Source organism: Stackebrandtia nassauensis DSM 44728, assembly GCF_000024545.1.
GTDB classification, from domain to species: domain Bacteria; phylum Actinomycetota; class Actinomycetes; order Mycobacteriales; family Micromonosporaceae; genus Stackebrandtia; species Stackebrandtia nassauensis.
Genome location: NC_013947.1, coordinates 921,306 through 942,471, shown reverse-complemented (window position 1 = coordinate 942,471; position 21,166 = coordinate 921,306). Strand labels below are relative to the sequence as shown.

General features: G+C 68.1%; 19 protein-coding genes. 8 read left to right on the top strand and 11 right to left on the bottom strand.

What is annotated here, in order from left to right; genetic code table 11:
* The first annotated feature begins 2 nt into the window (after positions 1–2).
* The 7 genes from SNAS_RS04395 to SNAS_RS04365 all read left to right on the top strand — a co-directional run bounded on the left by SNAS_RS04395 (position 3) and on the right by SNAS_RS04365 (position 7,919).
* Positions 3–695: a phosphocholine cytidylyltransferase family protein gene (locus tag SNAS_RS04395; protein WP_013016173.1), complete on the top strand. Its 693-nt coding sequence runs from the start codon at positions 3–5 to the stop codon at positions 693–695.
* Positions 696–759: 64 nt separating this feature from the next.
* Entirely contained in the window at positions 760–2,124 is a 1,365-nt protein-coding gene (locus SNAS_RS32370) for a LicD family protein (RefSeq protein WP_013016172.1), read from the top strand.
* 23 nt (positions 2,125–2,147) lie between these two features.
* Positions 2,148–3,242, top strand: a complete 1,095-nt coding sequence (locus SNAS_RS32365) for a LicD family protein (protein ID WP_169313849.1) — start codon at positions 2,148–2,150, stop codon at positions 3,240–3,242.
* A 241-nt stretch (positions 3,243–3,483) separates the two neighbouring features.
* Positions 3,484–5,457: a PDR/VanB family oxidoreductase gene (locus tag SNAS_RS34710; RefSeq protein ID WP_013016170.1), complete on the top strand. Its 1,974-nt coding sequence runs from the start codon at positions 3,484–3,486 to the stop codon at positions 5,455–5,457.
* Between the two features lie 15 nt (positions 5,458–5,472).
* Positions 5,473–6,093 (top strand): PadR family transcriptional regulator, encoded by a 621-nt coding sequence (locus SNAS_RS04375; RefSeq protein ID WP_013016169.1) that lies wholly within the window; start codon positions 5,473–5,475, stop codon positions 6,091–6,093.
* A 101-nt stretch (positions 6,094–6,194) separates the two neighbouring features.
* Positions 6,195–7,142: an NADP-dependent oxidoreductase gene (locus SNAS_RS04370; RefSeq protein ID WP_013016168.1), complete on the top strand. Its 948-nt coding sequence runs from the start codon at positions 6,195–6,197 to the stop codon at positions 7,140–7,142.
* Positions 7,143–7,196: 54 nt separating this feature from the next.
* Positions 7,197–7,919 (top strand): hypothetical protein, encoded by a 723-nt coding sequence (locus SNAS_RS04365; RefSeq protein ID WP_144300394.1) that lies wholly within the window; start codon positions 7,197–7,199, stop codon positions 7,917–7,919.
* 7 nt (positions 7,920–7,926) lie between these two features.
* Here the strand turns inward: SNAS_RS04365 and SNAS_RS04360 are convergent, their stop codons facing one another.
* The 5 genes from SNAS_RS04360 to nhaA all read right to left on the bottom strand — a co-directional run bounded on the left by SNAS_RS04360 (position 7,927) and on the right by nhaA (position 13,304).
* Positions 7,927–8,802: a carbohydrate ABC transporter permease gene (locus SNAS_RS04360; RefSeq protein ID WP_013016166.1), complete on the bottom strand. Its 876-nt coding sequence runs from the start codon at positions 8,800–8,802 to the stop codon at positions 7,927–7,929.
* Positions 8,799–9,686, bottom strand: a complete 888-nt coding sequence (locus SNAS_RS04355) for a carbohydrate ABC transporter permease (RefSeq protein WP_041624547.1) — start codon at positions 9,684–9,686, stop codon at positions 8,799–8,801. The genes SNAS_RS04360 and SNAS_RS04355 overlap by 4 nt, the downstream gene beginning before the upstream one ends.
* A 65-nt stretch (positions 9,687–9,751) precedes the next feature.
* On the bottom strand, positions 9,752–11,011 hold the full coding sequence (locus tag SNAS_RS04350; RefSeq protein ID WP_013016164.1) for an ABC transporter substrate-binding protein: 1,260 nt from the start codon (positions 11,009–11,011) through the stop codon (positions 9,752–9,754).
* 139 nt (positions 11,012–11,150) lie between these two features.
* Entirely contained in the window at positions 11,151–12,074 is a 924-nt protein-coding gene (locus tag SNAS_RS04345) for an alpha/beta fold hydrolase (RefSeq protein ID WP_013016163.1), read from the bottom strand.
* Between the two features lie 24 nt (positions 12,075–12,098).
* A complete protein-coding gene (gene nhaA, locus SNAS_RS04340) occupies positions 12,099–13,304 on the bottom strand; it encodes a Na+/H+ antiporter NhaA (protein ID WP_013016162.1) in 1,206 nt (401 codons plus the stop codon).
* Positions 13,305–13,470: 166 nt separating this feature from the next.
* Between nhaA and SNAS_RS04335 the strand changes: the two genes are divergently transcribed.
* A complete protein-coding gene (locus tag SNAS_RS04335) occupies positions 13,471–14,022 on the top strand; it encodes a hypothetical protein (RefSeq protein ID WP_013016161.1) in 552 nt (183 codons plus the stop codon).
* Positions 14,023–14,050: 28 nt separating this feature from the next.
* Here the strand turns inward: SNAS_RS04335 and SNAS_RS04330 are convergent, their stop codons facing one another.
* The 6 genes from SNAS_RS04330 to acs form a co-directional block, all read right to left on the bottom strand.
* A complete protein-coding gene (locus SNAS_RS04330; protein WP_013016160.1) occupies positions 14,051–15,316 on the bottom strand; it encodes a hypothetical protein in 1,266 nt (421 codons plus the stop codon).
* 131 nt (positions 15,317–15,447) lie between these two features.
* Positions 15,448–16,572: a hypothetical protein gene (locus tag SNAS_RS04325; protein WP_144300393.1), complete on the bottom strand. Its 1,125-nt coding sequence runs from the start codon at positions 16,570–16,572 to the stop codon at positions 15,448–15,450.
* Positions 16,569–17,090 carry a hypothetical protein gene (locus tag SNAS_RS04320; protein ID WP_013016158.1) on the bottom strand — a complete coding sequence of 174 codons (522 nt, stop codon included), beginning with the start codon at positions 17,088–17,090 and terminating at the stop codon, positions 16,569–16,571. The genes SNAS_RS04325 and SNAS_RS04320 overlap by 4 nt, the downstream gene beginning before the upstream one ends.
* Positions 17,091–17,145: 55 nt before the next feature.
* Complete coding sequence (locus tag SNAS_RS04315) at positions 17,146–18,603, bottom strand: hypothetical protein (RefSeq protein ID WP_013016157.1); 1,458 nt, start codon at positions 18,601–18,603, stop codon at positions 17,146–17,148.
* A gap of 4 nt (positions 18,604–18,607) precedes the next feature.
* On the bottom strand, positions 18,608–19,003 hold the full coding sequence (locus SNAS_RS04310) for a hypothetical protein (protein WP_013016156.1): 396 nt from the start codon (positions 19,001–19,003) through the stop codon (positions 18,608–18,610).
* Positions 19,004–19,152: 149 nt separating this feature from the next.
* On the bottom strand, positions 19,153–21,120 hold the full coding sequence (gene acs / locus SNAS_RS04305) for an acetate--CoA ligase (protein ID WP_013016155.1): 1,968 nt from the start codon (positions 21,118–21,120) through the stop codon (positions 19,153–19,155).
* Positions 21,121–21,166 lie beyond the last annotated feature (46 nt).

Genomic DNA, 21,166 nt, shown 5'->3' with positions numbered 1-21,166 from the left:
CCGTGGCAACCAATATCGTCATTCTCGCCGCCGGGGTCGGCTCGCGGCTGGGGCGCCCGCACCCCAAACCGCTCACGCCGCTTTCCGACGGCGAGACGATTCTGCACCGGGCGCTGCGCCACCTGACCTCACGCTTCAGCCGTCACTCCATTCACCTCGTCGTCGGCTTCAAGAAAGAGATGATCATGGAGGCGGCGCCGGACGTCGGCTTCATCTACAACCAGGACTACGGCGACACCAACACGTCCAAGTCCCTGCTCAAGGCCCTCACCATCACCGGTCCCGGTGGCGTGCTGTGGCTCAACGGCGACGTCGTCTTCGACGAGGCCGTGCTGGACGACCTGCTGCCCCACATCGCGATGGACCGCTCCTTCGTGTGCGTCAACACCGAATCGGTGGCCGAGGAAGAGGTCAAGTACACCCTCGACTCCGACGGTTACATCGCCGAGCTGTCCAAGGTCGTCGCCTCCGGCGCGCTCGGCGAGGCGGTCGGCATAAACTTCATCTCGTCCGGCGACCGGGCTCTGCTGGCCAGGCGTCTGGACGAATGCGACGCGCAGGACTACTTTGAACGCGGGCTGGAACTGGCCATCGCCAAGGACGGCATGAAGGTCGAAGCCCTCGACATCTCCCGCCACCCCGTCATCGAGGTGGACTTCGCCGAGGATCTCGCCCGCGCCAACGAAACCTTTTAGGCACTAGCGCAACGGAGCGTGCGACACCCAGGCAATTCCCAGCAGATTCGAGGAAAATCGATTCATGGCCTTCTCCACCAAGCAGACCGTCGTTCGGGTTCTCAGCCGCGCCCCCGTTTACCGGGCCATGCCCTCGGGCGCGGCCCGCACCTACGCGGCGCTGAAGTATCTGGGTCAGAACTCCAACCAGGAGGAGATCACCAGGTTCATCCGCGCCTCGGGCGGGATCCCCACCCGATATCTGTCGGTGGCGCTGGTCGCGGCCCGCGCGGTGTTTCGGGCCGGAGCCGACGAACTGCTGACGGACACGCTGGCCGCCCTCGACGGTCGTTTCCCGGAATCGCCTGGGCTGCAAGCCTTGCACGCCGACTTCCACGCCTACTACGGCCGCTACGAGGAGGCGCTCGAGTGCGCCCGCAACGGCCGGATGCTGCAACCCTCGCACGCGGGCTGCGTCGCCCGGATGATCACCTACGGCTACCGGGTGCTGCCGCGCGACGAGGCCGACGCCGCCGCGGTGGTGGCGCTGAAGCGGTTCCCGCGCACCGGCGAGGTGCTGTGGGCCGTGGCGAAGATGTGCGACTCGGCCGCCCAGTACGGACGGCTCCAGGAGGCCTGGGACTCGCTGCCGCACGAGGACCCCACCGACCTGCACAAGGCGCTGCGCCAGCTGGCCACCGCCGCCGCCCGCGCGGGCGAGGTCGAGCGGGCGTGTGAGCTGTACAGCCGTGGCATCCAGCTGATCGTCGACGGCATCGCTGTCGACAACCCGATCGTCGACTCCAGCCTGGAGGGCAAGAGCCCCTGGGCCGCGTTCGAGGACCTGCACCGGGCGCTGGACGGGGCCGGGGTGCCGTACTTCATCGCCGCCGGTACCGCGCTGGGCCTGGAGCGGCAGGGCCGTCCGCTGTCGGCCGACAACGACATCGACGTCGGGGTCTTCGAGGAGGACTTCGACCAGGACGCCCTGATCAAGCTGTTCGCGAAGAACCCGCGCTTCGACTTCGACGTGGTGCACCCGCACACCAAGAAGGTCGGGCTCAAGCACCGGGGCGGCTCACCGATCGACATCTTCCGGTTCTACCGCGACGGCGACAAGATGTGGCACGACGCGGTGTTCGTCCGCTGGGGCAACTCGCCCTTCGAGATCAAGCGGCGCGAGTTCGAGGGCCTGAACCTGCCGCTGCCCGCGACCATCGACAACTACCTCACCGAGAACTACGGCGACTGGCGCACGCCCTACCCGGGCTTCGACGCCTTCGACAGCAAGGACGCTCCCAACGTGGAGACGACCTGGCCGGAGTATCTGAAACTGCACTACATTCGGCGAGGGTATAAGAAACTCACCAATGGCGACCGGACCGGAGCCGCCGCCGACCTGCGCAGCGCTGGTGAGGAAGCGCTGGCCAGGACGGTGACCGCATCATGACGACGATGAGAGAAAGTGCCACCGTGTCAGCAGTTCTTCCCGAGGTAATGCCGGAGACTCCGCCCGAGCGCGAGCAACTGGCCGCCAGTGTGCTGGCCGAGGCGAAGAAGGTCCGGGCCTCGGGAGACCGCGACGGCGCCAAGGACCTGCTGGTCACGGCGATCCGTTCCGGCCTGTGGCGCTACGCCCGGCTGTGGTCGGAACTGCGTTCGCTGATGGAGAAGCCCGAGGACTACGAGCCGATCCGGGCGCTGTGGTGGGACAGCCCGCGCGGCTGCCACAAGGTGCTGCCGATGCTGACCACGGTGGCCCGCGCCGCCAGCGTCGCCGGTGAGCACGCCGAGTGCCGGGCGCTGCTGCGCAAGGCGATCGTGTTGCAGGCGCTGCGCGGCCGCAGGCTGCGTCGCCGTTTGGGCCGGATGAAGCACAACGCGGTCAAGCAGATCAAGGCCCGCCGTTCCACCCCCGACGCCGACGCGTTCGAGTCGAAGGCGACGGTGGCGCTGGCGCAGCTCAACGCCGAGTTCGAGAAGCTCGGCGTCCGTGGCTTCCTGATCTCGGGCACCCTGCTGGGTCTGGTGCGCGACGGCGGCTTCATCTCCTGGGACAAGGACATCGACCTGGGCTTCTTCACCACGGAGATCTCGCCCTACGACCTGGAGCACGCCTTCGACCGGTCGCTGGACTTCAACGTCCGCAAGATCGACTTCAACACCGACCGGCTGCGCATCAACCACGAGAACGGGATGATGATCGACGTCTTCCCGCACTACAAGGACGAGGCGGACGGCAAGATCTGGCACGACGGGACCGCCACCCGCTGGTGGAACTCCCCGTTCGACCTGACCACGGTCGACTTCCTGGGCAAGCCGCAGTTCGTCCCGGACCCGCCGGAGCGCTACCTGGACGAGAACTACGGCGAATGGCGCGTCCCGAACTCGAACTTCGACGCCCGGTTGGACGCGCCCAACGCGCAGGTCACCGACCAGGAGTTCCTCAACTCGCTGAACTACTTCGCGCTGCTGGCCGCCGTCGGCAAGCGCGACCAGGTGAAGATCCAGCGCTACGTGGGTCTGCTGCACGAGCTCGGCGAGGGCGAGTGGCTGGACCGCCTGTAGTCCCCCGAAACCCGTAACCGTACGGCCCCGCGTCTTCTCGGACGCGGGGCCGTTTTCGTGCTGGCCGTGCCGCCCCTGTGCCCCGCTCCTTCGCTCTGGCTTTGGCTGGCTTGGCTTGGTTGGCTTGGCCCCTAAGGGATTTCTCCGGGCAAACCCGTATTGCCGCTGCGGAGCTCGCCGTCCAGACTTTTAGTCGATATCGACTAATCGAGTTCGACTCATTGTCTGAGGAGCCACGAGAATGCCAACGCCGTCCGGCGGCCACAGTCGCGCCGCCCGCGTCATCCAATTCGTCTACACCGGACTGGCACTGCTGCTTTCGCAACTGCCGCCACTGTTCCCGCCGACGTTCCCCGACGCCCGGGTACCCGCCTGGTACGCGACCGCCGCCCTCACCGCCGTGGTCGCGGTCCTGGCCACCTGGCGCCCGCGCACCCCCCGCGCCGTCATCCTGACCCTCGCGTGGGGCCAGGCGCTGGTGACGATGGTCAACGCCTTCGTCATCGGCGACATCCTCGCGATGTTCAGCACCTGGGTGTCGATACCGGCCCTGGCCCTGCTCGCGGGCCAGATCGGGCCACGAGCCCGCAAAGCCTTGCTGGCGACGCATGTGATCACCTCGGCGATCTGGCTGGGCGTCGGTGTCACGTTCGTGCTCGTGTCGGTCATCGCGATGACCACAACGGGCATCGAGGCGGCGAGGGTGTCCTACGAACTCCTGGTCGTGTTCGACATGACGCTGCTCCCCAACGCGAACTTCGCGGCCTCGCTGGCGGGCATCGCGCTCGGCCTGACCACGGCCTGGGGGCTGATGCGCTACTGGTGGGTGGCGATCAAGTTCTTCATTCCGCTGGTGATCCTGTTCGGCGCCTTCGGTTACATGCACCCGATGCTGGAAAGCGCCGCCGCCCAGGCGACCCGGCTCGCCGAGACCGGCGGCACGGTCTCCCAGATCGACGGCGCCGCCGAAGCGGTGTTCTGGAGCTTCGGGGTCTCGACGCTGAGCCTGGCGGCCGCGATGCTGCTGTCGCTGTACAAACCCGGCGGCCGCACCCGTCGGGGCCGCCGCCAACTGGAGCAGGCCCGCCAGCGCCGCGCGGCGGCCCGAACCGTCCCCGTCGCGGCGACGGCACCAGCCGCGACAACGGCGGCGGCTTCCGCGGCGAGCGCCTCACCAACGGCCACAAGCGTTCCCACGACGCCGAACGCCTCACCTACGGCCGCGAGCGTTCCCGCGACGGCGAGTGACTTGCCCACGGCCGCAAGCGTTCCCGCGACCGAGCTCGCCGCCGTCGTGGCCGACACCCGTCTCATCGCCGACGACACCGCCGCCGTGACCCTGCGCGCCGCCGACGGCTCACCACTGCCGCACTGGGCCCCCGGCGCCCACATCGACCTCGTGCTCCCGTCCGGCAAGGTCCGCCAGTACTCACTGTACGGCGATCCGTCCCAACAGGACACCTACCACGTCGCGGTACTGCGCGAGCCCGACGGCCGGGGCGGTTCCATAGAGATCCACGACCTCCGCCGGGGCTCCGCGCTGCGACTTCGCGGCCCCCGCAACAACTTCCCGCTCACCGACGCGTCGTCCTACCTGTTCGTCGCGGGCGGCATCGGCATCGTCCCGTTCCTGCCCATGATCGAACACCTCGACGCCGCACGAGCCGACTGGAAGCTCGTCTACCGTGGAGCGTCACTGTCCCGTATGGCCTTCGCCTCCGAACTGGCCACCCGCTTCGGCTCCCGCGTCCGGCTGCTGCCCGCCGACACCCACGCCCGCCCCGACCTCACCGCGCTGCTGCGCGACACGTCGGAGTCGGTCGCCGTCTACAGCTGCGGCCCCGAGACCATGCTCAACGCGGTCGAACTCGCCGTGGCCGCCCACCGCCCCCACGGCAGCCTGCACCTGGAACGCTTCGCCGCCAGCCAACGCGAAACCGCCCCCAACACGGCCTTCACCGCCGAGCTGGCCGACAGCGACGCCACCGTCGAGGTCGCCGAACACGAAACGCTGCTGACTGCGATCCAGCGCGTCAACCCCGCCATCGATCTGTCCTGTGAGGACGGGATCTGCGGCAGCTGCCGCACCCGGGTCCTCGACGGCGTCCCCGAGCACCGCGACGACGTGCTGCAACCGCACGAGCGGGACCGCGTCGACGTGATCTACCCTTGTGTCTCCCGCGCCCGGGGCGCGCGGATCGTCCTCGACGTGTGAGCTTTGGGAGAAGTCATGGCCAGGCGAAGTGCGGCCAGCTACCAGCTGTCGCTGGCCGTGCTCGCCTACCTGATGGAGAAACCCCGCCACCCCTACGAACTGGGCAAGGTGGTGCGCGAACGCAACGGCCAGGAGAGCATCGACTACAAACACGCCTCGCTGTACATGGTCATCGACCAGCTGCGCCGCGACGGCCACATCGAGGCCTTCGAGACCGTCCGCGACGGCCAGCGCCCGGAACGGACGGTCTACCGCCTCACCGACTCCGGCCGCGCCGAACTGCGCGACCGCATGCGCACCCAGATCGCCACGCCCGCCAAGGAACACCGCATGTTCGAGGGCGTCCTGTCCCTGGTCGCGGCACTGGCCCCCGAGGAGGTCGACGAACTCCTCACCGAACGCGCGACAGCCCTGGCCGCCCAAATCGCGCGCATCCACGAACACGTCGACGACGACCCGTCCATCCACAGGCTTTTCCACATCGAACACGAATACCGCCTCGGCCAGCTGGAGGCGGAAGCGACGTTCGTCCGCGAGTTCCAGCAGCTCATCCGCGACAACACCGAGAACTTCACCACCTTCTGGACCGACCTGCGCGCCCGCGTCCTGACGGCCCAGTCCGAACCCCCGTCCTGAACCCCCGGCCGATGTGCTAGCCGCACCCTTGGCCGAAACTGCGCGCACATTGACGTTTAGGCCACTGGCCGCCGCCCCCATCCCCCATTACTGTCTGATCCATGCCCAAGACCATGCGCGCCATCAGCCAAAACGAACTCGGCGGCCCGGAAGTACTGCGCCTCATCGAGACCACCCGCCCCGAACCCGGCTACGGCGAAGTCCTCGTCCGGGTGCACGCCGCCGGAGTCAACCCCGTGGACCCGGCCGCCCGCGAGACCGGCCTCTACATCGGCAAACCACCCTTCATCCTCGGCTGGGACGTCTCCGGCGTCGTCGAAGAGGTCGGCATCGGCGTCACCCGATTCCGCGTCGGCGACGAGGTCTACGGCATGCCCCGCTTCCCGCACATCGCCGCGGCCCACGCCGAATACCTCACCTCCCCGGCCCGCCACCTCGACCACAAACCCAAGGGCCTCACCCACACCGAAGCCGCCGCCATCCCCCTCGTCGGCCTCACCGCCTGGCAGGCCCTGGTCGACACCGCCAACCTGCGCGCCGGAGAAACCGTCCTGGTCCACGCCGCCGCCGGAGCCATCGGCCAGGCGGTCATCCAGATCGCCAAACACCTGGGCGCCACCGTCATCGGCACCGCCCGCGCCGCCCGCCACGACTTCCTCCGCGACCTGGGAGCCGACCAGCTCATCGACTACACCACCACGGACTTCACCGACATCGTCAACAACGTCGACGTCGCCCTCAGCCCCCTGGGCGGCGACTACGCCACCCGCACGATCTCGGTCATCCGCGACGGCGGCCGCTACGTCGAACTACAGGTCGACAACCACGACGCCAAGCACCCGGAAGCGACGGCCCGCGACATCACCACCACCGGCTTCATGCTCGTCGAACCGGACCTGGCCGGAATGCAGGCCCTCTCCCGCCTCGTCACCGACCACGGCTTCAACATCCACGTCGGCCGAACCCTCCCCCTGGCCCAAGCCGCCGAAGCCCACCGCCTACTGCGCTCCAAGGACGTCCACGGCAAGATCATCCTCACCGTCGACTGATCCGCGCGATCGCGGCTCCCGGACAGCTGGCAGCCGCCGAATACCATGCCCGCCATGCCGAACGCCGACGAAGATCCGGTTCCCCTCACCGTGCTGGGCCCCAGCGCGCTGGAGAACGCCTGGACCGATCACGGCCGGGGAACCGGTTTCGCCTACGCCGCGGCGGCCGTCGGCGGCGCGGCCGCGCTGGGAGTCATCACGGCCGCCTCGCCAGGGCTGTCCATTCCCTGGCAGGGACGCGCCGCACTGCTGGCCGGAGCGATCGCACTGACGGTGGTGGCCGGGTACCTGCTGCTGTTGTCTCGCCGTGGTTTCCAGGACGCGAAGCGCCTGGCTGCCACCACTACGCGCGTTCAGGAGCTGATCGTCGGCGACACGATCGAGGTTCATTACCTGTCCGGTCGGGTGCGAACCATCCGGCTCGCCGACGCGGACTTCGAGCTCCAAACCTTCAACACGGGGTCGCCCGCCCGCCAGAAGTGCGAACTCATCGCCGTCGACACCGACGGCGAGATCATCGGCCTGCCGCTGTGGGACAAGCCGCGGCCGACGTCCGTGAACTTGGGTGACAGCCTGGCCTTCCACGGTCCGTCGATCCGCAAGATCGACCGGGACCTAGACCAGTTGATCCTGGCGCTGTCGAAGTGCTCGCAGCCTTCCGCCGCGAACGTCATCGAGTACCTGCGCTCCCTCATGGAGGCCCGGCCCACTTGGCGCGGCTGGGTGCGGGGTAAGCGGAGCTTCGGTCAGTGGCTCGGCGACCAGCTGAGCCACTGACCGTCGACTAGCCCTTCAGCGCTCCTGCCATCAGGCCGCGCATGAAGAAGCGGCCCAGGATGATGTAGACCAGCAGGGTCGGCAGGCTGGCTATCAGGGCGGCGGCCATCGTCTCTCCGAAGGGGACGGTTTGGGCGCCCGCGATGTTGTTGAGCCCGATGGTGACCGGCCAGGAGGTGTTGTTGGTGGTCATGACGACGCCGAACAGGAAGTCGTTCCAGGCCGAGGTGAACTGCCAGATGATGCTGACCGCGAAGGCGGGTAGGGCTAGCGGGAGGCCGATGCTCCAGAAGGAGCGCAGCATTCCGGCGCCGTCGACCCGGGCCGATTCGAAGATCGTGTCCGGTACGCCCGCGTAGTAGCCCCGGAAGATCAGGGTTGTGATCGGGAGGCCGTAGACGATGTGGGCGATGATGAGGGCGGCCAGGCCGCCGGTGGGTTCGCCGCCGCCCATCAGACCCGTGTTGGTCATGAACTGGGTCATCGGGATCAGCACCGCCTGGTACGGGATGAACATCCCGAACAGCATCAGTGAGAAGACGACGTTCGCGCCCGGGAACCGCCACTTCGACAGCACGAAACCGTTGGAGGCGCCCATGAGTGAGGAGACCACACTGGAGATCAGGGCCACGATGACGCTGTTGACGAGGCCGTTGTAGATCTCGGGTTTGCCCAGGGCGTCGCCGAAGTTGGCGAAGGACAGGGAGGTGGGGAGTTCCCACATGCCGGGGACGCTGACCTCGTCGGGGGCCTTCAGGGAGGTCACCACGACGACGTAGATCGGCATCAGGAACAGCAGCACGAAGATCAGCAGTACCGCGTAGCGGAAGACGCGCATCCCGGTGGAGCCTTGGTTGAGCCCCTTGGTCTTCTTGACGGTCACGAACGGCGCTCCGATCGCATGGTGTACCAGATGTAGGGGACGATGATGACGGCCATGGCGATCACCAGGATGGTGGCGATGGTGGCGCCACGGGCGTAGAGGTAGCCGCCCATGCTGCGGTACATGTACAGCGCGGGGGTCTCGATGCTGGCGTCCTTGGGGTTGATCGCGTAGAGCAGGTCGAAGGTCTTCATCGAGATGTGGACCAGGATGACGGTGGCGCTCATGGTCGCGGGCCACAGGAGTGGGCGGACCACGTGCCAGAAGACCTGGCGTTCGGTGGCGCCGTCGACGCGGGCGGCTTCGCGCAGTTCGTCGGGGACGCCGCGCATTCCGGCCAGGAACAGGGCCATGATGTAGCCCGACAGCGCCCAGCCCGCCGGGATGGCCACCGCCGCGATGGCGAACTCCGAATCGGACTTGTGCCAGTCTCCCTTGAGGAAGCTCAGTCCGACGGAGCCCAGGAGTTTGTTGAGGCCCGCGGTGTTGTCACCGGTGCCGTTGTCCATCAGCCAGCGCCACACGATCGCGGTGGCGATGAAGGACATGGCCATCGGGAACAGGTAGACGCTCTTGAGGACGCCCTCGCCCCACACGCCCTTCTCCATGAGCAGCGCCAGCACGAAGCCGACGATGAGGGCGCCGACGACGAACACCACCGTGTAGATGACCAGGTGGTTGACGTCGCGCCACCAGGTGTCGTCGGCGACGAGGTTGGAGTAGTTGTCGAAGCCCGTGGTCGAGTAGACGGGCATGAGGCTTTGCCAGTCGGTCAGCGAGATCTGGAAGTTCCAACCCAGGAACCCGTAGACGAAGACCGCCAGCAGCACAAGGGACGGTGATATGAGCAGCAGCCCCGGTCCCCATTTGCGTATACGGCGCACGTGTTTCCCACTCTTCTCCACAGTGGTGGTGGCTGACCGTTGCCAGCCACCACCGCTGGTTGAGGCTATTTCTTGGTCTTCTCGTAGGTCGACATCATCTTGTCGGCGAACTTCTTGGAGTCGCCGTCGTCGACAAAGGAACCCAGGAGGGTCTCGATCTCGGTCATCCAGGTCGGACGCACCACGGCGCCGTGGGCGAGCGAGCCGACCACGGTGGTCTTCTCGTCCTTCCACTGCTTGTAGTTCCAGGCCAGGTAACCGGTGAACTCGGATTCCTCGATGTCGGTGCGAGCCGGCAGCGAGCCCTTGGTCTGGTTGAAGACCGTCTGGCCCTCCTTGGAGCCGCAGATCTTCAGCCAGGCTTCGGCGTTCGCCTTGTGCGGGGCGCCGACCGGCAGGGTGAAGGAGTCGGCCAGGTAGTCGAAGACTCCCTCGGAACCGGGTGTTACGACGACCTTGTAGTCCTTGTCGTACTCCTTCTTCTTGGACGAGGTGAGGTAGGAGTACACCCAGTCGCCCATGACCGCGTAGGCCGCGGTGCCCTTCATCATCTTGTCCAGCTGCGGCTGCCAGTCGTCCGAGGCGCTCTTGAGGTCGGTGACCTCCAGGACCTTGGTGAACAGGTCGAGCGCGTCGATGACTTCGGACGAGGCCCAGTCGGTGTTGCCGTCCCACAGACCGGTATACGCCTCGGCCTTCAACTCGCCGAGCAGCACGGTCTCCATGAGCTGCATCTGCGTCCACAGCGGACCAACGGCGAGGGTGATCTTGTCGTCCTTCTTGAGCTTCTTGTTCTGTTCGATCAGCTCGGTCCAGGACTTCGGAGGCTCCAGTTTGGCCTCTTCGAGCACCTTCGGGTTGTACCACATCAGGTTCGCGCGGTGCACGTTCACCGGGACCGAGTAGGTCTTGCCGTCGACCGTCACGCCCTTAAAGATCTCGGGGTGCAGCACGCCGTCGAGTTTCTCGGACTTGATGAACTTCGTGATGTCCTCGAGGACCTTGTTGTCGATGTAGTCGTAGAGTTCGGCTCCGGCGTGGCCCTGGAACGAGTCCGGCGGGTCCTGGTTCTTCAACCGGGTGGCGAGCTGGTCCTTGGCCTTACTGCCGCCGCCCCCCGCGATGCCGTTGTTGACGACCTTCACGCCGGAGTTGTCGTCCTCGTACATCTTGATGAGTTTTTCGAGGCCCTCTTTCTCGCCGGGCCCGGACCACCAACTGAAGATCTCGACCTTCTTCGCGTCGGATTCCGAGCCACCACACGAGGCCAGCAGCGGGGCCAGCGCGGGCGCCGCCGCCAGCGCTACGAAACCGCGTCGTTTCACGGTGCCTCCAATACCTAATTAAGTGAACAACTTCAAACAGACGCTTCCGCGTTTGGGTGGAGTTGTCAAGGTTCATTACCTAGGTGTTACCAAACCGCTATCGGAGTATTTGTCTCTTATGGAGCGCTGAAAACGGTTGCTATTCCTTCGCCCAGCGCAGGATCTCGCCGGTGACGGTTTCGGGGGCCTCTAGCTGGGGAAAGTGACCGACGCCCTCCAGAACCCGCCACTCGTAGCTGGAGGCTACATAACGTCCGGAACCTTGGGCGGTGCGGGGCAGTACGGCGGTGTCGGCCGAACCGTGCAACTGCAGCGTGGGGGCCTTGATCGGTTCCTGCAACAGTTTCACGAACCGGCGTCCCGACGGCAGCAGCGCCGATCGCAGTGCCCACCGGTACGCCGTGAGGGCGCGCAACGCCACCTGGGGCAGCTGGATGGCGTCGCGGCACACGCGCAGGTAGTCGGCGAACTCGGCCTCGTCGGCATGGTCGGGGCCGACCCAGTGCCGCATCAGGTTCCCCACCATGGCGGCGTCGTTCTTTGTGAGGACGTGTTCGAATCGGGGTAGCTGGAACGCGAGAATGTGTCGGCTGGCCGACAGTTGGCCGCGCGGGTCGACGGCCAGGGCGGCGCGCTGCCGCAGCGGATGGGCCGCCGACAGGATGACCAGCCGCCGGACGCTGCCGGGGTGGAACGCGGCGGCGGCGAAGGCGAGCATGCCGCCCAGGTCGTGCCCGACCAGGACGGCTTCGCGTTCGCCCAGTGAGCGGATCAGTCCGGTGATGTCGGAGGCCATCGTGTAGGCGTCGTAGCCGCGCGGCGGTTTGTCGGAGGCGCCGTAGCCGCGCAGGTCGACCGCGGCGACCCGGTAACCGGCGTCGGCCAGCGCCGGGAGCTGGCGGTGCCAGGCCCACCAGAACTCCGGGAATCCGTGCAGCAGCAGGATGAGCGGGCCGTGGCCCATCTCGGCGACGTGGAAGCGCACCCCGTTGGCGTCGACGTAGCGGTGTTTCCAGGGTCCGTCGGTCAGGACGGTGGACTCGTCGATGCTGCGTCTGCCCATAATGTCCACGTTAGTGGATCGGCGTCACGTTTCGGCGCGTCGTTTGACCCGGATACGCAGTACTGTCGCGGCGATCAGCGCCGCCAGCAGCGAACCGATCAGCACCGCGGCCTTGACGTTGGCCTGCTGGGCCGGGTCGCTGAACGCCAGTTCGGCCATCAGCAGGCTGACGGTGAAACCGCAGCCGGTCAGGAACGCCACCGCGGCGATGTCGCGCCACAGCAGGCCGGACGGCAGCCGGGCCGCGCCCAGCCACACCGCCAGCCGGGAACCGCCGTACACGCCGATGAACTTCCCGATGACGAGTCCGGCGACCACCGCCAGCGCGGCCCGGTCGGCCAGGAACGCGCCCATCGCGTCCTCCTCCAGCGAGATCCCGGCGGCGAAGAACGCGAACACGGGCACGCACACGCCCGCCGACAGCGGTTGCAGGGCGTGCTCCAGCCGCAGCGCCGGGGCGTGTTTCTCGCCCGCGCGCGGTTTCACCCGGGTGGCGAAGGCCAGCAGCACCCCGGCGATGGTGGCGTGCACCCCGGCCTCGTGCATCGTCATCCAGGCGATGAAGCCCAGCACGATGTACAGCGGCAGGAACCTGATGCCGCGCGATTGCAGCAGCCAGTACGCGGCCACGCAGGCGAGACTGACCGCCAGCGGCACGAGTTTGATGCCGTCGGTGTACAGCACCGCGATCAGCGTGATGGCGCCCAGGTCGTCCACGACCGCCAGCGACAGCAGGAACACCCGCACCCCGGACGGCAGGTTGGAGGCGACGACCGCCAGCACCGCCAGCGCGAACGCGATGTCGGTGGCGGTGGGCACCGGCCACACCTCGCCGCCGCCGGGGGCGTCAAAGGCGACGCCGAAGGCCACCAGCGCCGGGACCGCCATGCCGCCGACGGCGGCGAACAGCGGCAGCATCGCCTTGCGCGGGCTGGACAGCTCCCCCGACACGAGTTCGCGTTTGAGTTCCAGTCCCGCGACCAGGAAGAAGATCGCCAGCAGCCCGTCGTTGGCCCAGGCGCCCAGCGTCAGGTTGAGGTGCAGCGCCTCGGGTCCGACGGTGGTCTCGGTGAGCCGCCGGTACCCCTCAGCGGTGACCGACAGGTTGGCCAGGATGAGCGCGGCGGCGGTGGCGACCAGCAGGATCAGACCGCCGGTGGCCTCGACCCGTAGGTACCGGACCACCTCGGCGGGCACCGCGGCGACCTTGCGCACCAGCTTACGAGCCATTGTGGATCTTCCGGGTCACCTGGACGAACATGCCCCAACCCTGTCATAACGGTCACGGGTTTCGGGGCGTGTCGCTCCGATAGTGACCTGGGGCTCCGGGAGGTTTTCGCGGGACCTGGCCGTTCGGCGGATGACGGGAACCGGCGACCGTCCGACGATAGGGCGCATGGCGAACGACGAAGCGGCCGAACCGGTCACGGCGATGCGCACCCTGGAGCGGCTGTCGAAGCTCACCGACGCCCGCATCACCGCGACCTCACCGCAGGGGCGGGCCCGGGTCACGTTGCAGGGCGGGCGACACAGCGTCGAGCTGCGTCCGGAGGGCTTCCAGAAACTGGACCCGAAGCTGCTGGCCGAGGAGGTGACGCACGCCTTCAACGGCACGCTGCGGGGTCACCGGCAGCAGGAGCAGCGCATCCTCGCCGAGTACCGGGAGGTGCGGCCGCACCAGCCCAAACCCCGTGCCGAGGCCGAACAGGAGCGGGTGAACCGGGCCCGCGAGGCGGTCTCGGTCAAGGCGACCTCGGCGAGTCGGCTGGTGCGCGGCACCTGGAGCGCCACCGACGGTGTGAGCCTGAAGATCGCGGCGGTCAACGACTCGCACCGGGAGCAGCTGGCCACCGAGATCGCGCAGGTCCTCAACGAGCTGTCCGCCAAGTTCCGCACCGACATGCGCGAGGCCGTCCGCGAGGCGCGACGGCAGTCCCGCCAGGGCTGACCGCCGGAGCGGCGGCCAGCCCCGCTCCTCAGAAGGTGGGCCCGATGTCGGGGTAGCGACGGCTGAGCGGGTCGGGAACCGGCGCCGGGAACACCGCCTCGTGCCGGTCGAACAGCTCCTCGCCGCTGCGGTTGACCCACTCGGCGTGCACGCCGTCCTGCTTGGCGAAGTCCTGCGCGGCGTTGGCCAGCACGGTGCCGCCGTCGTACAGGGCCTCACTCGCCTTGGCGGACATGCGTTGCAGCAGATCCAGCAGCCGCTCCCACGGCGCCGAGACGTCGCCCATCGCGGCGGTCTCGGTGCCGTTGGCGGCGTTGAAATCGCCGGAGGCGGTGGCGAAGTCACCGGCCAGCGCGGGCACCTCGCCGGTCGCCAGACCGTACAGTTCCTTCAGGTCGGCGGCGGTGGCGCCGGTGGCGCGGAAGTTGCCGCGGCCGTTGACAAGCCCGCCGGGCCGGGGGTCCAGGCTGTCGCGGACGTCGTGCCCGCCCTGGCCGTCGAGGGCCCTCAGGTCGGCGTTGAGGCCGTCGACGATCTCGCCTTCCTTCTCCTCCAGTTTCCCGCGCCGGTAGTCCAGCGCCGGGTACAGCGAGTACTCGATCAGGTGGTAGACGTTGTCGAAGTCCGTGCTGCCCTGGGTGTCCGTCCCCGCCGTCGTCGCGACCGACAGGCCGCCGCTGATCAACGCGAAGGTGATCGCCGTGGCGGTTCCGCCGGTGGCGACGGTGCCGACGACGCCGATCAGCGCGGCGGTGACGCTGAGCAGCATCTCGCTGTTGGGGACGTCGTCCTCGGCGGCCATCGCGTTGAGCGCCGCGATCGTCTTGTCGGCGATGTCGATGACGTCGTTCTCGGCGGCCTTGACGAGCCCTTCGACGCATTCCACGGCGAGGGACAGCTCGTCGGCGAGCCCGGCCTGGTCCTCGGCGGCATCGGCGATGACGTCCAGGTAGTCGATGAACGTGTTCACCGTCGAGCCGCTGAACTTCTCGTCGTCGTGGAGCAGGTTCTTCAGCCGGAAGAACTCCCCCTGCGAGGCTTCCAGCACCGACTGGCCGCGTTCGACGGCGGCGCGTTTGTCCGGCAGGCCGCCGGGGTCGCGGTAGCCGATCCAGGCGAAGGCACCGGGGATCCCCGAGATGGTGGAACTGTCGTAGGGGTCGGCGGGCCAGTCGTGGACATAGGACGGATTGTCGAAGACGTAGTCGATGTATCCGTCGCCGTCGATCTCCACGAGCGCGGCGGCGGCAGCGGCCTCCTGCACCTCGTAGGCCTTGTCCATGATGGCGCTCATGCGGTACTCCTGGGGGGGGTCGTACGGTCTCGGAGAATTCGGACCTTAACCCGGCCGACGGCGGCGGGCACGCGACGAAACCGCAATCGGACCGTTCGGCCAGACTTCGCGATTCGCGGCCGTTCGGCGGATCACTCGCCGACGGGGGGCCGCTCACCGGGCTCGAAGAGCCGGGCCGCGTCGTCGCGGGCGGTGCTCACCAGCCCCGTCATGGCGTTGGCCAGGTACCACACCCGCTTGTACAGCACCTGAAGCGCGGCGTCGACCTCCTCATCGGACAGTCCGCCCCACAGCACCGTCGCGTCGGTCTCGGCGGCCAGGACGTTGGCGTCCTCGACCAGGTCCACGGCGGTGCGGATCCGGGCGATGCGGGAGTCGCCGACGGTCTCCACCCGGCTCCAGACCGCCTCGGCGACGTCGTGCATAAGGGTGTCGAGCAGCCGCCATAGCGCCTCGGTCTCCGAGGCCAGCCAGGACAGGTCGGCGGCGGTGTCGGTCAGCGCCTCGGCGGTGCCGGTGGTGCTGTCGTCGAACGCGGCGGCGGTCTCGCCCTCCCACTGCCGTGACAGCCTCGCGGCGTCGGCGGTCAGGCGCGCGCCCATACCGTCCACATAGCCCGACAGGGTGGACAGCGGTTCGGCCCGGCCACCGACGGTCCCCGGCCGCACCGTCGCCAGCTGTCGCAGGTACTGACTGGGGGCGGTGAAGTCCAGCAGGCCCCGCTGCCGCAGCAGTCCCTCGGCCTGCTCCAGAGTGGATATGTGTTCGGCGCGACAGGACATCAGCTCTTCGCTTCCGGGTGATTCACGGTCGGCGGGCGGGCCGGCGAGCGACACAAGCCCTGCGGTGGCGGCGATCTCGGCCAGGATCGCGTGGGCGTCGGCCGTGGCGCCCACGGTCTCGTGGCCGTCGACGGGTTCCACCGGATCCACATCGGATGAGTACTCGCCCGCGGCGGCGCGCAGGAGCCGGGTGGCCTCCACATCGGAGGCGGCGAAGTCGGCGGCGGCGCGGCGCAGCCAGTCCGGGACCCCGGACAGCCGCCCTCGCGACCGGTTCAGCTTCGTGACCCGCTCCTCGATCGCGGTCGCGACCCGCTCGTCGAGCTCGGTGGCGAACGGCAGCTCGCCCCAGGCCGTGCCGGGTACCCTGAGCCGGGAAAGGTACCCGGCCAGCTCACCGGCCGCACCCGCGTCGTCGTGATGCCTGCGGACGTACTCGATCAGCAGGCCCGGCGTCACCGACATTCCGTTCACGATGGACCCCCCTGCTTCTCTCGCAGTTCGGCCAGCTGCCGCTGGTAGTCGGCGGCGGTGGCGCGCAGCGCGCCGTGGAACTCGACGGTCAGCTGATCGCCGTTGAAGCGTCCCAGGCTTCCCTTGCGGATCTTCACGTCGAAGATGTCGCCGGGGATGCGCCGGATGGTGATGAGGGACCGCGGCGAGCGGCCCTTGGCCGTGATGGCGAGGTTCGCCGCCGCCGGTCGGGCCATCGGCCGCCGCGGTCGCCTCGCGAAGGTGTCGTCCTCGTCGGCGTCCATGTCGACGATGAGTTTGCGCGCGGTGGCGGCCATGGTCTGGCGTCGCTTCCGCAGCGCGGCGGTGCACACATGACTGAGCTGTTTGGACAATGAGGTTTCGGTGTGCTGGTCCAGCGACCCCTTGGCGAATTCCAGGTGGAGCTGGTCGCCGCCGGTGAGGTACAGCCGGACCGTGTCGTCGGGCGAGGTCACCCGCACCGTCATCGTGTTGAGGCGATCGGCGAGTATCCCCATCTCAACCCCGTCAGGCGATTGGCAGCTGGACAACGGGCACCACAGCGCGCGGACGTCACCGTTCGCGTCCCAGGTTGTAGTGCGTCAGGAACGGTCCGGGCTCGTGCTCGACCTCCTCCGGCTCGACGTGCGGGCGCGACCGGATCACCGGCGCCACAACGGGTCTGCTGGTCTGCCACTCCCGCTCCGACGACGGACGCGAGCTCTCAGCCGTCGGCTCGAAGGGCTGCGGCTCCACCGGCGGGGGCGCCGCCTCGGCGCCGAACGCCCGCGAATTGCGCACCACCGCGCGGTTGGGGTTGTCGGTGTCGCCGTGCACGGCCTTGGGCTGCCGGGTGTATCCGGGCGCGGGCCGTTCCTGGCCGCCGCCACCGTCTGTGGTGCCGCCGCGGAAGATCCGGCCCTCCGCCGGATACTGGCGCGCCACGGCTCGCACCCCGGAGACGTTCCCGGTGAATGTCCGACGTGGAACTTGGGGCGGCGGCGGGGTGGGTTTACCACCGCCGGGCACTCCCGCCGCCCGTCCTGTCACGCCGATGGCGCCAGGCCGGGCGCCGATGACCGGTGGCAGCAGCCCATCATGGCGCTGTACCGGCGTGGTCTCGCGGTTCTCCGCCGCCGTCCCCTCCCGGGAACCGATGACCGGGGCGGTCGTCTGCTGGGTGGCGGGTTCGAGGGAGTTCCTGTTCTCGTCCTTGTCGTCGTCCTTGCGGTCCTTCTTCTTCGCCTTCGGCGGCTTGGGGCCACCGGCGCCGAGCATTCCCATGTCGGTGGTCATGATCGGCTGACGCACCTGCGCCTGGGCGGGACCCTGCGCACTCGTCGCCTCGGGAACCAGGGTGGCGGCGCTCTGCAGGGTCGGCTCGCTGTCGACCGCGCCGCGCGTGCCCAGCGACGGCCCGGCCGTCGTGAGATCCCGGAAGCCCCTGGGCCCGTTCGCCTCGTCCTCGCGCGGCAACCGGGGACCGTCGTAGGGCTGCATCGACTGCAGGCTCTTGACGGAGTCCACATAGCCCCCCGTGGTCCGCCGCATGAACTGCCGCGCCTCGACGTCGTACTCGTCGCGGATCGCGTGGTACATCCCGTCCGCCCCGGCCTTGCCGCCGAACTTCGCCAGCACCTTGGGATCGGCGGGGTTGCGTCGCCACCGGTCCAGCCAGTCCTCCCGCTCCTCGCGCAACGCGAGCATGTGCCGGTGGGTCGCGTTGGACTCGGCCGACAGGTTGAAGAACACGTCCGGCTGGGCGCGCAGTGCCTGGTGGCCCTCGCTGCCGCGCCGCATCAGCGTGAGCATCGACTCCATCAGCGCCCGCGCCGACGCGCCGTCGAAGGTGGACTCGACGCCGTTGTTGGCGGACGCCATGGCACCGATGCTCTCGTCCAGCTTGTCCGACAGTGCCTTCAGCCCCGCGCCCTGCCGCCGCAACTCGTCGGAGTGCGCGGAGTCGGTCCCGGTGATCTCCAGGATCTCGTCCAGGTTCAGACCGGTGAAGCGATCGTAATAGCCGTTCATTCACTCACGCTCCCAGCGGTTTCGAGGGAGACTGCGCGAAGATGGCCTCCAGTTCGGCGGAGCCGATCTGGTCCTGGTTGTCCAGAGCGTTGAGTATCGCCTCGGCGATTCCACCCATCGCTCTGGTCCCCTCCTCCATGCTGACGACGAAGTTCACCGTGTTGACGATCCGGTTGGCCATGACCTCGCCGGCGTCACGGCCCGGGTGCGCGTGGTTGACGACGCCGAGGGTCACCTTGACCCCGCCGTTCCACCGGGCTGTGCGGTTGGTGTCGAGGTAGTTGCCGGTGAACGCCGCGGTCGCCTTGTCGCGCACCGCGGCCATGTCCGAGGCGGTCTGCCGCATCGTCTCCACGAACTGCCGCAAGGCCTGCCGGTCTACCTGAATCTGTCCGCTCATCGATGGGTGGCTTCCTGTCGTCGCCCACATGCCTGAGCAACCTAGGCTAAACAGCTGTGACGTGCGTCGCCTCCTCCAAACGGTCAGGGTGCGCGAAAAAAGCCGTGGCCCCGGACGTGTCGTCAGGGGCCACGGCGTGGTCGGCTGGCTCAGTCCTCGTCCTTGCCGGAGGACATGCCCTTGGAGATGAGGTCCATGACGGCCGAGTCCTGGAGCGTCGTCACGTCGCCCAGGGAACGGTTCTCGGCGACGTCGCGCAGCAGGCGGCGCATGATCTTGCCCGAGCGGGTCTTGGGGAGCTCGGGGACGACCATGATCTGGCGCGGCTTGGCGATCGGGCCGAGTTCCTTGGCGACGTGGTTGCGCAGTTCGGTCATCAGTTCCTCGCCGCCGTCCGCGTCGCCGCGCAGGATCGTGAACGCCACGATGCCCTGGCCGGTGACCGGGTCGGTGGCGCCGACGACCGCCGACTCGGCGACCTTCGGGTGCGAGACCAGGGCCGATTCGACCTCGGTGGTCGAGATGTTGTGGCCGGACACGAGCATGACGTCGTCGACGCGGCCCAACAGCCAGATGTTGCCGTCGGCATCGCGTTTGGCGCCGTCACCGGCGAAGTACATGTTGTCGAACTTGGACCAGTAGGTGTCGAGGAAGCGTTGGTCGTCGCCCCAGATGGTGCGAAGCATGGACGGCCACGGCTCGCGCAGCACCAGGTAGCCACCGCCGCCGTTGGGCACCGACTTGCCCTCGTCGTCGACGACGTCGGCGCTGATGCCCGGCAGCGGGGTCTGGGCCGAGCCGGGGATCGTGGAGGTGACGCCCGGCAGCGGCGAGATCATCATCGCGCCGGTCTCGGTCTGCCACCAGGTGTCCACGACCGGGCAGCGGTCGCCGCCGATGTGCTTGCGATACCACATCCACGCCTCGGGGTTGATGGGCTCGCCCACCGAACCCAGGACCCGCAGGCTCGACAGGTCGAACCCGGCCGGGATGTCGTCGCCCCACTTCATGAAGGTGCGGATCGCGGTGGGCGCGGTGTAGATCTGGGTGATCCTGTACTTCTGCACCAGTTCCCAGAAACGTCCCTTGTGGGGCGTGTCGGGGGTGCCCTCGTACATGACCTGCGTGACGCCGTTCGACATCGGACCGTACACGATGTACGAGTGGCCGGTGACCCAGCCGATGTCGGCGGTGCACCAGTAGATGTCGTTGTCGGGCTTGATGTCGAACACGGCCTGGTGGGTGTATGAGGCCTGGGTCAGGTAGCCGCCGGAGGTGTGCAGGATGCCCTTGGGCTTGGCGGTGGTTCCCGACGTGTAGAGGATGAACAGCGGGTGCTCGGCGTCGAAGGGCTGCGCCTCGTGTTCGTCCGACGCGGAGTCGACCACGTCGTGCCACCACAGGTCCTTGTCGGTCCAGGCGACGTCGGAGCCGGTGCGGCGCACCACGAGCACCTTCTCCACCGACGGACACTGCGCCACCGAATCGTCCACAATGCCCTTGAGGTCGCTGGGCTTGCCGCGCCGGTAGCCGCCGTCGGCGGTGATGACGACCTTGGCGTCAGCGTCCTGGATCCGGCCCGACAGCGCCGCGACGCTGAAGCCGCCGAAGACCACCGAGTGGGTGGCGCCGATGCGGGCGCAGGCCAGCATCGCCATCGCCGCTTCGGGGATCATCGGCATGTAGATGGCGACCCGGTCCCCGGCGGTGACGCCCAGCGCGGTGAGCGCGTTGGCGGCCTTCTTGACCTCGCTGGTCAGCTCGGCGTAGGTGATGGTGCGGGTGTCGCCCGGCTCGCCCTCCCAGTGGATCGCCACCCGGTCGCCGTTTCCGGCCTCGACGTGCCGGTCCAGACAGTTGTAGGCGACGTTGAGCTTGCCGCCGACGAACCACTTCGCGAACGGCGGGTTGTCCCAGTCAAGGGTCCGGTCCCACTTGGCGGCCCAGTGCAAGCGCTCGGCTTTCGATTCCCAGAACGCCAGCCGGTCGGCACCCGCGCGGTCGTACTCGTCAGCGGTGACGGTAGCCTGGGCGGCGAATTCCGCGGGCGGGTCGAAATGCCGCGTCTCGTTGAGCAGATTAGCGAGAGTCTCTTGCGACTTCGGGGTCTCGTTCACCGTCTCCTCCTTGCGTAAGGGCCGTAATAGGCAAGACCCTAGCCTT